Raw genomic sequence first — 14,584 nt, 5'->3', positions numbered from 1 at the left:
TCCGCCCGGCCGCACCCCGCGCGCTCACATGTCCAGCACCAGCCGCTCACCCCGGGAGCGGGACACGCAGATGAGCATCGAATCGTCGCGCTCCCCGTCCGTCAGCAGCTCGTCGCGGTGATCCACCTCGCCCTCCAGCACCCGCTGTTGGCAGGTCCCGCAGAAACCCTGCTCGCAGGAGTAGAGGGTGTCCGGCAGCTCCCGGCGCACCGCCGCCAGCAGGGTCGAATCCGACGGGACGGTCAACGTCCGGCCGCTGCGCCGCAGTTCGACCTCGAAGGCGGTGTCCGCGCCGCCTGCCGTACGCGGGGCGAACCGCTCCAGGTGCAGCGCGGTCCCCTCGGGCAGCGCCGCCTCCACCGCCGCCATCAGCCCCTCCGGGCCGCAGCAGTACACCACCGCGCCCTCGGGCAGCCCGGTCAGCAGCGCGACGAGGTCGGGGCGGCCGTCCTCGTCCTCGGCCACCACCGTGCACCCGTCCCCGGCCAGTGCCGCCGCCTCCTTCAGGAACGGCATCGAAGCCCGCGTACGCCCGCAGTACAGCAGCCGCACGTCCACGTCCTCCGACAGCGCCCGCAGCATGGGCAGGACCGGGGTGATCCCGATGCCGCCGGCCACGAAGACGTACGCGGGCGCCTCCACCAGCGGGAACCGGTTGCGCGGGCCACGCACCTCCAGCTCGGCCCCCTCGGTGAGCTGCTCGTGCACCTCCCGGGAGCCGCCCCGGCCGTCCTCGACCAGCCGCGCGGCCACCTCGTACACCGAGGAGTCGGCCGGGTCCCCGCACAGCGAGTACTGGCGGACCAGACCCGACGGCAGCACCAGGTCCAGATGCGCGCCCGGCTCCCAGGCGGGCAGGTCGCTGCCCTCCAGCCGCAGCCGCACCACGCCGTCCGCGACACGCTCGTGCCCGGTCAGCAGCAGCCGCAGCGCCCGCGTACGGGGGCGCCCGGAGATCGGCGGGTCCAGCGTGGGCATCGGCCACAGCGGCGAGTCCTTGACCCGGCGGCGCAGCGCCCGCCGGGTCAGCAGCCCGGCGCCCACCAGGAGCGCGGCGGCGGCGACGGACCGGGTGGTCTGCTCAGGCATCGTGCTCCGCCTTCTCCGCGGCCAGCGCCGCCGGGGACGAGGCCAGGTAGGCCACCGCCTGCGCGGTCGAGCCCTCCTGGGACGGGTGGTACGCCCGGCTCAGATAGCGCGGGATGGACTTCAGCAGCGCGCCCGTCGCGGGCAGCGTGCCCCGGCGCCCGCTCATGTAGAACTCCCGGAACGACGCCTTGCCGTCCACCAGCGTCGGATCGTGCTCCATGAAGAAGCGGGCCCCGCGCTGCCACAGGAACATCAGCGCCCCGAAGGCCAGCGCCCAGGTCCGCACCCGGCGCCGGTAGTCGCCGTCCACGTGCACGAAGAGGTCGAAGGCGACCGAGCGGTGCTCGACCTCCTCGGCGCCGTGCCAGCGCAGCAGGTCCAGCATGGTCGGATCGGCGCCCCGCCGGTCCAGCTCGGCCGCGTTCAGCACCCAGTCGCCGAGGAACGCGGTGTAGTGCTCGATCGCCGCGATCAGCGCGATCCGCTCCAGCAGCCACCAGCGGCGGACCCGGCCGGGCGGCAGAGTACGGTCCCCGAGCAGCTTCTCGAAGAACCAGTCGACCTGCGCGGTGTACGGCGTCGGGTCGAGCCCCTGCTCGCGCAGGTGCGGCAGCACCTCGTCATGGGCCTGGGAGTGCATCGCCTCCTGCCCGATGAACCCGATGACATCCTCGCGCAGCCGCTCGTCCTTGATCAGCGGCAGCGCCTGCTTGTACACATGGACGAACCACCGCTCGCCGGCGGGCAGCAGCAGATGCAGCACATTGATGGTGTGCGTGGTGAAGGGGTCGCCCGGCACCCAGTGCAGCGGGGTGTCCTCCCAGGCGAAGGACACCTTGCGCGCCTTCAGCGGGATGCGCTCGGCCTGTACCGGCCGGGCCTGCTTGTTAGACATGGCGTCAATGTACTGACGGGTACCGCACCTGAGAACCCCCGTGCACGACCTTGTTCGGCAAACTGTCAGCAGCGCCCGGTCAGTGCAGCCCGCTGATCTTCCGGCCGCCCTCCAGCGTGCCCGCCAGCTGCGCCTGCGCGCCCTGCTCCGCCTTGGCCACCAGCAACTGGCCCTGCCCGGACGCGGTCACCCCGCCCGAGGACCGGATCGAGGTCACGCCCCGGCTGCCCGCGGCCAGCAGATACCAGTGGCCGCCGCTCGACTTCCACAGCACCCCGGCCAGCACGTGCGGATCACGCGGGCCGCACGCCGTGGTGTCCGTGCCCTTGGCCACCACCGCCCCGGCGGCGCCGCCCGGCGTACGGAACTGGGCCAGCGCGGCCGTGCCGTCACCGCGCCAGGTCTCGGCCCGGGTGCACACCCACTGCCCGGCGCCGCTCGCGTCCGGCAGCGGCTGCTCGGCGAACGCCCACGCGTTCACCCCGCGCACCCCGGCCGCCCGCTCCGCCGCCAGCGAGCAGGCGAACGGCGCCCAGGCGCGCAGCCCTTCGGCCCCGGTCGCCTCCTCGGCCGCACCCGGCCGGCCCGCGGTGAGGTGGGCCGGCACCAGCTCGCCCAGATCGCTGGAGAGCTGGGTGCCGGAGCCGTCCGTCAGCTGGAGCGCGGTCCAGGAGGTGCAGTCGCCCGTGCGCAGCGCGGGGCTGGCCAGCGGGGAGGTGACCCCGTCGGTCAGGGTGAGCGCGGTCGGCCGCGACTCCGGCTTGGTCAGGTCCCGCCCGGCGGCCTCCTTCACCCAAGGGGCGGTCAGATAGCGGACGTTGCCGTCGGAGCGGCCCAGCACCAGCGCGCTCGCCTCGGCGCCGGTCGCGCCGTCCACCCGGGCGAAGTCGAGGGCCGCGCCCTCGGTGCCGTCCCTGGGCTCGGCGTAGCGGGCGATGCGCAGGCCGTCGTAGAGGACCACCACGCGGGCCGCGTCCACGTCGCCCGCGTACAGGAGTTGGGGCGGTCCGGCGGGGCCGCCGGTGAAGGTGCCGGGGGTGGCCGAGACGCGGACGGTGGCGCCGGGGCGGGCCCAGACCGCCAGCGCGCGGCGCAGCAGGCCCTCGTCACCGGCGAGCGGCCCGCGCGCGGGCCAGACGGAGAAGTCGGTACGGGCCGAGGTCTTCCACGCGGCCGGGGTCACCCGCTGCACCTTGGCGGGGTCGAGCGCGGCCGCGGCGGCGGGGTTCTCCGCGTACGCGGGGGCGGCGGCGCCGTCCGGGCCCCAGCCGCCGCCGGGCACCGCCACCAGCACGCAGGCCACCGCGAGCGCGGCGGCCGCGGCCACCGCCGCCTTGGTGTGCTGGCGGCGGCGCATCAGATCGGTGGGCCGGGCCTGGAGCGAGCAGGCGTCGAACTCGGGGGAGGCGAGCAGCGCGTACTGCGCGGGCACCCCGTTCGCCCCGGCCAGCGCGGACTCGGTACGGGTGACCCCTGCGGCCTTGAGGATCTTGCGCACGTCGTCGTCCGCCAGCCCCTCCAGGCCGCGCAGGACGTAGGCGGCGCGGGCCGGGCCGGTCAGGGCCGACAGCCGCTGGTCCAGGGCGAGTTCATCGGCGCCGCCCGAGCGCGGGAAGAGCCTCAGCCCCCACACCTGGGGGAGCGGGGCCGGGAGTTGGGACAGCTTGGGGAGTCCCTTGCGCGGCTCGGACGCCTCCAGCGCGCTGCGCAGCACCCGGAGCCGGACGAATTCGTAGCCGGGGTCGCCGTCCCGGCCGGTCGGCTGGGCCGGGATCAGGGCGCGCTGCTTGCGGCCGCGCGGCAGGGCGCGCTGGGCGAGGGCGTGTGCGGTCAGGACCCGGCGCCCCCGGCCGAGAGTGGGCGGGAGCACCAGGTAGGCGAGCCGGACCAGCCGGGGGTAGTGCTCGACGAGCGCGGCCTCGGCCCGGCCGACGTCGACGGCCGGGTCCTGGTTCCGGGAGGAGGCGGGTGCGTGACGCTGGGCTACATCCTGTGACTGCACATCGGGGAGAACGAGCGAGACGGTCTTAGGTCACCGCCGCACGGGTGATGTGCGGCCCGGATCACGCCGGTTCGGTCAGCAGGCGGGCGTAGTTGGCCATCGACCGCTGGTAGCGCGGGAGATGGGGGGCCAGCGCGCCGAGCACCAGCGAGAGTCCCTCGCGGTCCCGGCCCAGGCTGGACAGGCACAGCGCCAGGCACGCCCGTACCGCGTCGTTCAACTCGTCCGAGTGAGCGTCCAGTTCGGGGGTGAGCAGGGCGACGCCCTCCTCCGCGTGGCCGGTGTTGCGGAGCGAGCTGGCCAGCTGGATCTTCGTCCGGCGGCCCTTGTACGGGTCGGCCTCCGTCAGGCCGTTGTCCAGGGCCGCGCGGTACAGCCCGACCGCGTCACCGGAGTGGCCGGTCGAGTCGAAGGCGCAGGCCCGCTCGAACAGGCCCAGCGGATGGTCCTCGGGCAACTCGTCGGCCAGCTTGTCGATCACGGCACGGAAGCCCGCCGCGTCGTCCTCGGGCCAGGTGTCCAAGGCGGCCCAGGCGGCCGCCACGCGCTCTTCCCAGTCTCGGTCCATCGGACCACTCTTGCAGGCACCGGGCGTACCGATCAAGGGATTTGAGCATGTCGGGCCTCGCAGCCGTACCCGTTGCGAGGGCTAGGGTGCGGATGCCCGTGCCCACCAGGACCGGAGGAACGGATGAGGATGACCAGCGCGGTGCTCGTGGGCGCCGTGGTGCTGACGCTGGCGGGCTGCGGCGCGGGCCAGGACGACACCGCGAAGGTGCCGGCCACCGCGACCGGCAGCCTGGAGAGTCTGGCCGCCGAGGTGAAGTGCCGCCCGGACATGCAGACCGACGCCGACGAGATCCGCCAGGCGCTCTGCAAGAACGCCGACGGGAAGTTCGTCCTGGCCACCTTCGCCACCGACCGGGGCCAACGCGAGTGGATCAACGACGCGAAGGACTACGGCGGTCACTACCTCGTCGGCCGCAAGTGGGTGGCGGTGGGCGACGACGGCGTGGTCAACGCGCTGCGCGGCACGCTCGGTGGCGAGGTCGAGGCGGGCGCCGACCACAGCGGGCACGGCGCGAAGCACTCAGGCTGACGCGGCACACACACGGCGAAGGCCGGTGCCGGGAGGCTTCCCGGCACCGGCCTTCTGTCGTGATCCCCCGAGGAGGGGGGTCTTCGGGGGATCACGAGTTCTGGATCACGAGCCGCGGATCACGAGCAGTTCTGGCCGCGGTTCACACAGTTTGCGATCTTGTTGGCGAGACCGCCGGTCGTGATGCTGATGAAGTCGTCGTGGTCTGTGGAGGGCTTGTGCAGCTGCTCCGGGAAACCGTCCACGGCGTAGGCGTTCTTCACCTGGCCGTTCTCGAGGGTGGGCGGCTTGATGTCGTACACCAGGCGCATGGTCAGCTGCGGAATGGCCTTGAAGCCGTTCTGGCAGTTCCCGTTGGCATCCGCGAAGGCCACGTGGGTGCGGTGGTTGGCGCTGTCGGTGTTCTGGCCGTCCCAGCAGCTCTGGAAGGCGAAGGACCGCACGACCTTGCTGCCCTGGGGGCAGATCGGGTACTGCTCGGTGAGCTGGACCTTGTTCTCGAACCCGGTGCAGCTCCAGTGCGCGTTGGCGTTGGCCAGACCGTTGGTGGTGGTCTTCGCGTCACCGGTGATGATCCGCAGGAACTGCGGCATCGCCACGACCTTGCCGGTGGGGCTGCCGACGTACTTGATCTGCGCCTGGACCGGCGTCAGGATCTTGCCGACGTTGCCTTCCTTGCCGCCGCCGTCGTTGTTCTGGTCGAAGTCCTGCGAACCGTCCTGGACGCGGACGACCGGCCAGTAGTACGACGACAGGTCGCTCTTGTTCTGGCAGCTCGAACCGCCCTGGAGGAACGTGTCGTTGCTGGCGAACGCGTCGATCTTCTGGTTGCCGACGTAGTCGTGCAGGTGGTGCGCGCCGTTCTTCACACCGGGCGCCACGATGACGTTGTCGGTGTTGTGGTTCTTGTTGGTGTTCACACCGCAGCGCGTGGTGAAGGTGCCCCGCGAGGCGTTGCGGGCCTTGCGCGGCTTGGCCTTGACGTTCGCCTGGGCCTTGGTGATGTCGACGAAGTCGGCCGCGACGGGGCCGTTGCCGGCCTGACCGCCGATGTTGCCGCCCTGCTGGCCGCCACCCTGCTGACCGCCGTTCTGGCCGCCCTGCTGCTGACCGCCACCCTGCTGCTGGCCACCGTTGTTCTGGCCGCCACCCTGCTGGCCGCCCTGCTGCTGGCCCCCGCCCTGCTGCTGACCGCCGTTCTGGCCGCCCTGCTGGCCGCCGGCGTTGGTCTGGTCGGCCGGGGTGCCGGTGCAGCCGGCCAGCGTGTCCAGGTCACCAGGGGCGGTGCCGCCCACGCGGGTGATCTCCAGCTTGATCCGGTCCAGGATGTTCTGGCGGCGGTCCTTGAGCGGCTGCAGGATGCTGTTCTGGACGAAGCTCGCGTCCCGGGTCTGCGCGTCCCGCGTGGTCGCCAGGCGCTGGTACGCCTCGGTGATCTGCCGGTCCAGGTTGGACAGTTCACCGGCGACGTCGGTACGGGCCTTGTCCGGCACGTTGGTCAGCTTCTGGCCGACGTCCGGGCACGAGATCGTGGCGACCTGCGCGGACGCGGCCTTGGTGCGGTTGCCTCCCCACGCGTCGTTGTTCGACTCGTGAGCCGAGGCGTAGAAGTTCGCCCAGATCAGCCCGCCCCCGCCGAGCGCTAGGGCCGCCGATGCGGCGGTGACCTTCACGGCCAGCGGCGAGCGGCGTTTACGTATGTTGCGTCCCATGGAACTCCTCTGACTTCCTTGCGGGGCAGCTTCGAGGCGCCCGACAGGAGTGAAGCGGCGCCCTTCCATACGCACGCCGCCCCAGAGGTGTTCACCGGTCTCACAAATATTTCCCAGGTCTACCCGGGCTCGACGCGTTAAATGCCGTCTGAACTGGGGGAGTTGGGGCGGGCGTTGAGTGCCGCCACCTCCTTGTCGGCGGGCACCCCCGGCGCCGGGCGGCCCGGCCGCTCGGGCGCCTGGCCGCCGATCGAGGTCAGCCAGCGCCAGGTGTCGGCGACCGTCTCGTCCACCGGCCGGCAGTGCAGCCCGGTGGCCAGCGCCCGCGACACGTCCCCCCGGTGCACACAGGACAGCTCGCCTTCCGGAGGCGTCCAGAGCGGCAGCTCGGTCCACGGCTCGATCCCGGCCGCGAGGATCGTCTCCGGGTCGGTCCAGCGCAGCTCGGCGGCCGAGCCGGTGACCTCCCGGCACCGCTCCAGCAGCTCGCCCATCGTGGAGTGACCCGGCGCGCTCGCCAGGTCGAACGGCCCGCTCAGCCCCTTGTCCAGCGCGCCCAGCAGCCATTCGGCCAGGTCACGGGCGTCGACGTACTGGATCGGCATCTCGCGCGGACCGGGCGCGAGCACCTCGCCGCCTCGTGCGATCCGGGTCAGCCAGTAGGGGAGGCGGCCGACGTTCTCGTACGGACCGAGGATCAGGCCGGCCCGGACCAGCAGGGCGCGGTCGGGGCCGAAGGTGGTAAGGACGGCCAGCTCGCCGCCTCGCTTGTCGGCCGCGTAGTCGGTGGCGTCCGCGTCGGCGGCGCCCTCCACCAGGGGGCCCTCCTCGGCGAGGCCGCCCAGGGTGGGCCAGGGCCAGGTGTAGACGGAGCGGGTGGATATGTAGGCGTACCGCTCGGCGCGGTCCTTCAGCAGGCGGGCCGTCTCCAGCACGGTCTTCGGCGCGCCCGTCCAGGTGTCCACGACGGCGTCCCAGCGGGTGCCGTCGGCGGTGAGCGCGGCCAGGCCCTCGGGGGAGGTGCGGTCACCGTGCAACGACCTTACGTCCGGCGGGGGTTGGCGGTTGCCGCGGTTGAACGCGGTCACCTCCCAGCCCCGCTCCAGCGCGGCCTCGACCACGGCCCGGCCCACGAACTCGGTTCCGCCCAGCACGAGTAGCTTCATGCCGGGGATCATGCCCCGGGCGGACGCGGGCGGCACCCACGTCCGCTCAGAGCGGACCCGCTCAACCGGTTGTGGGCGGCGTGTACTTGTAGCCGACCCGGCGCACGGTCTGGATGGCGTGCCGGTACTGGGCGCCGAGCTTCCGGCGCAGCCGGGCGATGTGCACGTCGACGGTACGGCCGTCGCCGACATGGCCGTATCCCCACACCGTGGTCACCAGCTGGTCGCGGGTGTGCACCCGGTGCGGGTGCGCCACCAGATGGGCGAGCAGCTCGAACTCCAGGTAGGTCAGGTCGAGTTCGCGGCTGTCGACATGGGCGATCCGGCGTACGGCGTCGATCCGTACCACCGGCTCGGGGGCGGGGCCGGCCGGGGCGGGGACGGCCACCGGGGCGAAGGGCGGCCGCTGGTCGGCGGGGACCAGGACCAGATAGCCGACCATCGGCGGGCGGCCGGGGAGGTCGGGCAGGGTGTGCGGCGGGGCGGGCAGCCAGGTGGCGCCGGGCGGCAGCAGGTCCGCCACGGTCGCCGCGACCGCCTCCGGGACGGCGGGGGAGGGCAGATGCCACTCCTCGTCCCGGTCGACGGCGCGCAGCCGGTGCCGGGGGCCCGCGGCCGGGGCGGCGGGGCGGTCGGTGAGGGTGGTGGCGGTGGACTGAGGACGGTGGGTCGCCATGAGAGGTCAGCTCTTTCGCGCGAGGAGTGTCGTCGGGCGAGGCGGCGGCCCTGACTCACGGTCGGGGACTCACGGTCGAGACTCGTGGTCGGGCGCACACCTGGGGGACGTTCGTCGTGACGCGCTGGCCGGAGGCCGGATGGTCCGTGGGGCCGGTGATGTCCGGCGCTCAGGGATCTACGGTGCTCAGAGGGCTCGCGCGATGGCCGCGCGGCAACACACTCGGTCGAAGTCGTCATGCTGACGGGAAGGCCAGAACGGCTCCAGGTCCTCACGACCCGTAGCGACGAAGTTCTGGAAGCCGACCATGCGCCCCATTGAAGCAGACGCGGGCGCCGCCGAGGAGCCTTCTCTCACCCCTTGGACGCCTCCTTGACGCCTTCTTGGCCGAAACCCGCTGCCGGTGGGCGGTACGCCGAAGGGGCGCCCACCGGCAGGCGGGCGCCCCTTCTCACGATGTGGGATCAGACCTGGCCGGCCTTCTCCAGCGCGGCGCAGCAGGTGTCCACCAGCAGACGGGTCACCACGTACGGGTCGACGTTGGCGTTGGGACGGCGGTCCTCGATGTAGCCCTTGCCGTCCTTCTCGACCTGCCACGGGATGCGGACCGAGGCACCGCGGTCGGAGACGCCGTAGCTGTACTCGTTCCACGGGGCGGTCTCGTGCAGACCGGTGAGGCGGTCGTCGATGCCGGCGCCGTAGTTCTTGACGTGGTCCAGCGGCTTGGAGCCCTCGCCGAGGGACTCGCAGGCGGTGATGATCGCCTCGTAGCCCTCGCGCATGGCCTTGGTGGAGAAGTTGGTGTGCGCGCCCGCGCCGTTCCAGTCGCCCTTGACCGGCTTGGGGTCGAGGGTGGCGGAGACGCCGAAGTCCTCGGCGGTGCGGTACAGCAGCCAGCGGGCCACCCAGAGCTGGTCGGAGACCTCAAGCGGGGCGAGCGGGCCGACCTGGAACTCCCACTGTCCGGGCATGACCTCGGCGTTGATGCCGGAGATGCCGAGACCGGCCTTGAGGCAGTTGTCCAGGTGGGCCTCGACGACGTCACGGCCGAAGATCTCGTCGGCGCCGACACCGCAGTAGTAGCCGCCCTGGGGGGCCGGGAAGCCGTTCTCCGGGAAGCCGAGTGGGCGGGTGCCGTCGAAGAAGGTGTACTCCTGCTCGATGCCGAAGATCGGCTCCTGGGCGCCGAAGCGCTCCTCGGTCTCGGCGAGCGCGGCACGGGTGTTGGAGACGTGCGGCGTCATGTCGATGTCGAGGACCTCGCACAGCACCAGGATGTCGTCGCCGCCGCGGATCGGGTCCGGGCACGTGAAGACCGGCCGCAGCACGCGGTCGGAGGCGTGGCCCTCGGCCTGGTTGGTGGAGGAGCCGTCGAAGCCCCAGATCGGCAGCGCGTCGAGACCGGCCGGGGCACCCGTGATGATCTTCGTCTTGGAACGGAGCTTGGCCGTCGGCTGGGTGCCGTCGATCCAGATGTACTCGGCCTTGAAGGTCACGGGGACACATCCTTCGGGGTGGTTCGGACGCAGACGAGATGCCGCGACGCCGCGGCACGGACACCGCGTCGATATGTCCCGCAGCGTGCCAACAGCCGATTTCCCGATCATTGCCCGTGTGTGAACCCCGTGTTACCCGGGAGTTCTGTGTGGGGACTCACCATGGCCCTGGCATGACGGAGGCGGGGCCCGGGGGCGCCGCCTGTTCCTCCTGCGCGGGTGGGCGCGCAAGGCGGCGAGTCCCGGGCCCCGCCCGTCGGCGCGGGGTGCGCGGGGTGCCGGAGACCGGGGAGCGGCCCGGAGCCGACGTCAGGTCGGTCCGGGCCGTCGTCTCACCGGTTTCCGTTCACCTCGTGGCGCCTCACCCCACCTTCTCGATCACGGCGCGGCGGATCAGGAACTTGCCCGGCTCCCGGACCTGCTCGAAGGCCGCGTTGTTGAGGAGGGCACAACTGCCGGACACCGAGGCGACCTTGACGGTCGTGGACTTGTTGTTGTCCAGGTTGGTGACCTTCAGCGTGGTCCCGATCGGGAACTGGTTGCTGGACGCGGCCGGGGCGCCGCCCTCACCGGAGAGCGTGACGGTCGAGCCGTTGCAGACCTGCTGGCCGGAGGCGGCGGCGCCACCGCCGTTGCCCTGCGCGGGCGGGGCACTCTGCGCGGGCGGCGCGCTCTGCTGCCCGCCGGCCTGCTGCCCGCCACCGGCCTGCTGACCCGCGCCCTGCTGTCCGGCGCCCTGCTGGTTGCCCGCCTGGGAGTCCTGAGCCGACTCCCCAACGGTGCAGCCTGCCGCCTTCTGCTGGACCTTGATCTGCTCGATGACCGCCTCGCGGTTGGCGATCCGGGCCGACGACTGCGCGTCCGGGTTCGCCTTCTGGTCCGCGATGAACTTCTGGTTGTTGCCGAGGGCGGTGGCGAACCCCTGGCAGGTGGTGGAGTCCGCGGCGGACGACAGGGTCTTGGCGTCCTGCGGGCTCTGCGCCGCGTTCGAGGTGGCCGCCAGGGCGAAGGCCCCACCGCCCGCCACCGCCGCGGCGCTGACGAGCAGCGCGATCTTCTTCTTGGTGCCGAGACTTCTACTGCGCGACATCGGCGCCTCCAGGGGGGTAGGGGAGCGTACGCCGCTATGTACGGGAGCCCCGGCCGCCGTGTCTCAACGGTGACACGCGTCGGGTAAGTGACCTACGTCATACGGCAGTTGAACCGCCGACGCCTGTTCGAATTCCTGACGCCCCTCGCGTCACTCGTGTGACAGTACGTCAGTTCACCTCCCCACCAGCGGGTTCAGCGCTTCTTCGCGCCCTCCCCGTTGTCAGTGGGCGCCGGTAGAATGGGGGCAGTGTTCGAGAGGATTCACCGGGGGGTTCCGGTGGGTGCTCCGCTCGCGACAGGAGGGTGTTTGTGTCCGTTGCCGCTCTGAGGAACAAGCCGTCGCCGACCCAGTCCACCGCCAGGCGGCCCGTGCCGCTCGACTCGCCGTACACGCCCGCCGCGAAGCGCCCGCTGCCCGCCGGACAGCCGCGTGAGTGGTACGTGACGCACAACCGGCGCCTGAAGGCCATGCGCCTCGCCATAGCCCTGCTCGACTCGGGCGTCTACCTCCCGGCCCAGGCCCGCGACGAGGCGATACGCGACACGGCGGCCCGTCTCGGCGTCCACCCGCCGTCCACCACGACCTGCCGCATGGTCCGGGCCCTGCTGCACTGACCCCGCAGGCCGGGCGTCCCCGAGGGACGCCCGGCACTCACCCCCACAGCAGCTCGGCCACGAGCCTGCGCCCGTCCTCCGGGTGATCGCGGAACCACAGCCCCAACTTGTGCTCAGCGTAAGGAAGTTCGAGTCGGGAGTACCGGGCCCGCGTGGACAGCGCCGCCTCGACCGCCTTCGTCACCTCAGCCGGGATGACCGTGTCCGTGCCCGGTGTCACCAGGACCGCCCTGCCCTCGAAGTCGCGGAGGGCAGGCAGGGCGGGGGAGTCCTGCCAACTCCCCGGTGTGCGCAGGATGTTGGTGAAGGCGCCCGTACCGTCACCGAACGGCTCGCCCCAGGCCGCCGCCGCGAACACCCCCGGCGCGCACAGGCCGACGGAGGCCACCCGGCGCCCGTAGTACGGGAGCAGATCCGCCACCGTCTGGCCGCTCATGCTGAAGCCGACCAGGAGGAGGGGGCCGGCTCCCGCGTGGGCGTCGATCACCGCGACCGCCTGCTCGAAGCGGCGGCGCAGGCTCAGTTCGGACAGGCGGCCCGTGCTGCGGCCGTGGCCGGAGAAGTCGAAGGCGAGCGCGTGGCGGTCCCGCTCCGCGAAGGCCGGCAGCAGGGGCAGCAGGCGTTCCTTGCTGCCGTTGCCCGCGCCGTGGAGCAGTACGGCGGTGGGCCCTGCGCCGGGGTCTCCCGCGGTACCGCGCTCAGGCGCTCGCCGTCGCAGTCGACAGTGAACTCATGGACAGGGAAGGGCGCTTGAGCCGTGCCCTGGTGTTCACCCACAGTCACCGGAGCCGGAAAAAGAGATGCACGCACAGTAGCCGCGCCGGTACGTTGAATCGCCAGGAGGTTCCGTCATGAGCGTTCTCATCGTCGCCGCCACCCTCACTCTGGCCGTCCTCGGCATCGGTGACCACCTCTACTGGCTCGCCGCCGTCGCCCTGCTCTGTCTGTACCTCAGGGGCGGCCGTGGCTCGCCACCACCACCCCCGCCGCCCGGAGGGGGACCGCCCCCGGAGACGTACCGCGCCTACCGCGACCGCCGTGACCGGCAGGCCAGGTGGGAGCGGCGCTACCGCCGGGAGCGTCCCCACGAGGCGCGGCGGCAGCAGCGGGAGAAGAGCCGCTGAGGGCCCCTCTCAGCCCGTCATCCCCGGCCTCAGTCCGTCATCCCCGGCGCGTCCCACAGCGGGAACCACCGGGCGGTGTCCTTCTCGATCCGCAGGTCCCCCTCCAGCGCCGACGCCACCTGAAGCTCCAGGGCGTTGTCCCGGCGCTGGTGGCCGGGGCGGGTGCACAGCGGATAGAAGGTGCCCCGCTTGTACAGGTACACGAGCGCCAGCCGGCGGTCGTCGTCCTGGTCCGCCCGGTGGAAGGCGGCGAGGGAGCACAGCAGCTGGGGGCCGAAGCCGTTGGCCTCCAGCGAGCTGTTCACCGCGTGCAGGTCGTTCACCAGCTCGGGAAGCCGCTCGGGGGAGCGGCGGGAGCTGAGCCAGGAGTACCCGTAGTCGTCCTGGGTCAGCGCGACCGGAGGCCCCTCGCGCTCGGCGTCGGCGTCCAGCAGCGCCCGTATCTCCTGGTGCGTCTGCTCGAACGCCGCGCCCTCCACCGTCGCGAAGCACACCGCCCCGGCGCCGGTCGGGGTGAACCCGGCCGCCGCCTGGAGGGTGATCGCCGCCGAGGGCAGCGCGAAGAGCTGATCGAGATCGGGCGCCACCGGCTTCGTACGCCCCAGCAGGATGTCCAGCAGACCCAATGGTCAGCCCGTCTTCTCGGGGGTGGCGGCCTCGCCCAGCTCGGCGGAGATCCGGCCCAGCTGGGCGAGCCGCTGCTCCAGCGGAGGGTGGGTGGAGAAGATCCGCTCGATGCCCGGCTCCTTGCCGGTGGCGGGGGTGAAGTAGAACGCGTTGAACGCCTGCGCGGTGCGCAGATCCTTGGTCGGGATACGGGCGATCTCGCCGGACACCTTGGTCAGCGCCGACGCCAGCGCGGAGGGGCGGCCGGTCAGGTGCGCGGCCGCACGGTCGGCGGCCAGCTCGCGGTACCGGGACAGGGCCCGGATCAGCAGGAAGCTGATCGCGTACACGGCGGCCGAGACACCGATCACCGCGGCGAAGATCGCGGCGGTGTTCTGGTCGCGCCGGCCCCCGCCGAACAGCTGCGAGTAGAACATGAACCGGACGATCAGCCCGGCGATCACGCCCAGGAACGACGCGATCGTGATCACGGCGACGTCCTTGTGCGCCACGTGCGACAGCTCGTGCGCCAGCACGCCCTCCAGCTCGGCCGGCTCCAGCCGCCGCAGCAGGCCGGTGGTCACACAGACCACCGCGTGATCGGGGTTCCGGCCGGTGGCGAACGCGTTGGGCATGTCCAGCTCGGACACGGCGATCACCGGCTTCGGCATGTCCGCGATGGCGCACAGCCGGTCCACCACCGCGTGCAGCTCGGGATACTGCTCCCGCTCCACCTCATGCCCGCGCATCGCGTACATGGCGATCTTGTCGGAGAACCAGAACTGGGCCACGAACATCACGGCCACCAGCACCGCGACCAGAATCCACGACTTCAGCAGCACGATCAGCGCGGCGACGAACGCCACGTACAGCAGTCCGAGCAGAAACATGGTGACCGTCATCCGCACGGTCAGCCGACGGTCACTCCGGAAACGGCTCTGCATCCCGCATCACCCCATACTCGCCCTCTCCCCCTGCGTCCAGTGTGCACCCGGCGCGGCCCATGCCGATG

The 14,584-nt window shown here is 72.1% G+C and carries 15 protein-coding genes; 3 read left to right on the top strand and 12 right to left on the bottom strand.

Annotated elements, in window-relative coordinates:
- Positions 1-24: 24 nt before the first annotated feature.
- From D0Z67_RS07925 to D0Z67_RS07910, 4 genes are all read right to left on the bottom strand, one after another.
- On the bottom strand, positions 25-1,089 hold the full coding sequence (locus D0Z67_RS07925; protein WP_031179830.1) for a PDR/VanB family oxidoreductase: 1,065 nt from the start codon (positions 1,087-1,089) through the stop codon (positions 25-27).
- Complete coding sequence (locus D0Z67_RS07920; RefSeq protein ID WP_031179831.1) at positions 1,082-1,984, bottom strand: metal-dependent hydrolase; 903 nt, start codon at positions 1,982-1,984, stop codon at positions 1,082-1,084. Before D0Z67_RS07920 ends, D0Z67_RS07925 begins: the two co-directional genes overlap by 8 nt.
- A 79-nt stretch (positions 1,985-2,063) precedes the next feature.
- Positions 2,064-3,986 carry a hypothetical protein gene (locus tag D0Z67_RS07915; protein ID WP_031179832.1) on the bottom strand — a complete coding sequence of 641 codons (1,923 nt, stop codon included), beginning with the start codon at positions 3,984-3,986 and terminating at the stop codon, positions 2,064-2,066.
- 61 nt (positions 3,987-4,047) lie between these two features.
- On the bottom strand, positions 4,048-4,554 hold the full coding sequence (locus D0Z67_RS07910; protein WP_031179833.1) for a tetratricopeptide repeat protein: 507 nt from the start codon (positions 4,552-4,554) through the stop codon (positions 4,048-4,050).
- A gap of 123 nt (positions 4,555-4,677) precedes the next feature.
- Between D0Z67_RS07910 and D0Z67_RS07905 the strand changes: the two genes are divergently transcribed.
- Complete coding sequence (locus tag D0Z67_RS07905) at positions 4,678-5,085, top strand: hypothetical protein (protein WP_031179834.1); 408 nt, start codon at positions 4,678-4,680, stop codon at positions 5,083-5,085.
- Positions 5,086-5,204: 119 nt separating this feature from the next.
- On the opposite strand, the gene D0Z67_RS07900 is transcribed toward D0Z67_RS07905, so the two are convergent.
- The 5 genes from D0Z67_RS07900 to D0Z67_RS07875 form a co-directional block, all read right to left on the bottom strand.
- Positions 5,205-6,797, bottom strand: coding sequence for a DUF1996 domain-containing protein (locus D0Z67_RS07900; RefSeq protein ID WP_031179835.1), 1,593 nt, complete (start codon positions 6,795-6,797; stop codon positions 5,205-5,207).
- 137 nt (positions 6,798-6,934) lie between these two features.
- Positions 6,935-7,963, bottom strand: a complete 1,029-nt coding sequence (locus tag D0Z67_RS07895) for an NAD-dependent epimerase/dehydratase family protein (protein WP_031179836.1) — start codon at positions 7,961-7,963, stop codon at positions 6,935-6,937.
- Positions 7,964-8,024: 61 nt separating this feature from the next.
- Complete coding sequence (locus D0Z67_RS07890; RefSeq protein ID WP_031179837.1) at positions 8,025-8,639, bottom strand: winged helix-turn-helix domain-containing protein; 615 nt, start codon at positions 8,637-8,639, stop codon at positions 8,025-8,027.
- Between the two features lie 464 nt (positions 8,640-9,103).
- Complete coding sequence (gene glnII / locus D0Z67_RS07880; RefSeq protein WP_031179838.1) at positions 9,104-10,135, bottom strand: glutamine synthetase; 1,032 nt, start codon at positions 10,133-10,135, stop codon at positions 9,104-9,106.
- Between the two features lie 361 nt (positions 10,136-10,496).
- Positions 10,497-11,225: an RlpA-like double-psi beta-barrel domain-containing protein gene (locus D0Z67_RS07875; protein WP_031179839.1), complete on the bottom strand. Its 729-nt coding sequence runs from the start codon at positions 11,223-11,225 to the stop codon at positions 10,497-10,499.
- Between the two features lie 311 nt (positions 11,226-11,536).
- Between D0Z67_RS07875 and D0Z67_RS07870 the strand changes: the two genes are divergently transcribed.
- Positions 11,537-11,842 carry a hypothetical protein gene (locus D0Z67_RS07870; RefSeq protein WP_037774459.1) on the top strand — a complete coding sequence of 102 codons (306 nt, stop codon included), beginning with the start codon at positions 11,537-11,539 and terminating at the stop codon, positions 11,840-11,842.
- Positions 11,843-11,879: 37 nt separating this feature from the next.
- On the opposite strand, the gene D0Z67_RS07865 is transcribed toward D0Z67_RS07870, so the two are convergent.
- Positions 11,880-12,449, bottom strand: a complete 570-nt coding sequence (locus D0Z67_RS07865; protein WP_234312644.1) for an alpha/beta fold hydrolase — start codon at positions 12,447-12,449, stop codon at positions 11,880-11,882.
- A 244-nt stretch (positions 12,450-12,693) separates the two neighbouring features.
- On the opposite strand from D0Z67_RS07865, the gene D0Z67_RS07860 reads away from it, so the two are divergent.
- On the top strand, positions 12,694-12,966 hold the full coding sequence (locus tag D0Z67_RS07860) for a hypothetical protein (protein WP_031179841.1): 273 nt from the start codon (positions 12,694-12,696) through the stop codon (positions 12,964-12,966).
- A 29-nt stretch (positions 12,967-12,995) separates the two neighbouring features.
- Here the strand turns inward: D0Z67_RS07860 and pspAB are convergent, their stop codons facing one another.
- Positions 12,996-13,592 carry a PspA-associated protein PspAB gene (gene pspAB, locus D0Z67_RS07855; RefSeq protein WP_031179842.1) on the bottom strand — a complete coding sequence of 199 codons (597 nt, stop codon included), beginning with the start codon at positions 13,590-13,592 and terminating at the stop codon, positions 12,996-12,998.
- A gap of 3 nt (positions 13,593-13,595) precedes the next feature.
- Positions 13,596-14,516 carry a zinc metalloprotease HtpX gene (htpX, locus tag D0Z67_RS07850; RefSeq protein WP_031179843.1) on the bottom strand — a complete coding sequence of 307 codons (921 nt, stop codon included), beginning with the start codon at positions 14,514-14,516 and terminating at the stop codon, positions 13,596-13,598.
- Positions 14,517-14,584 lie beyond the last annotated feature (68 nt).

It is taken from the genome of Streptomyces seoulensis, assembly GCF_004328625.1.
GTDB classification, from domain to species: domain Bacteria; phylum Actinomycetota; class Actinomycetes; order Streptomycetales; family Streptomycetaceae; genus Streptomyces; species Streptomyces seoulensis.
Note: the sequence above shows the minus strand (reverse complement) of the source record. Positions and strands in the feature narration are given on the sequence as shown.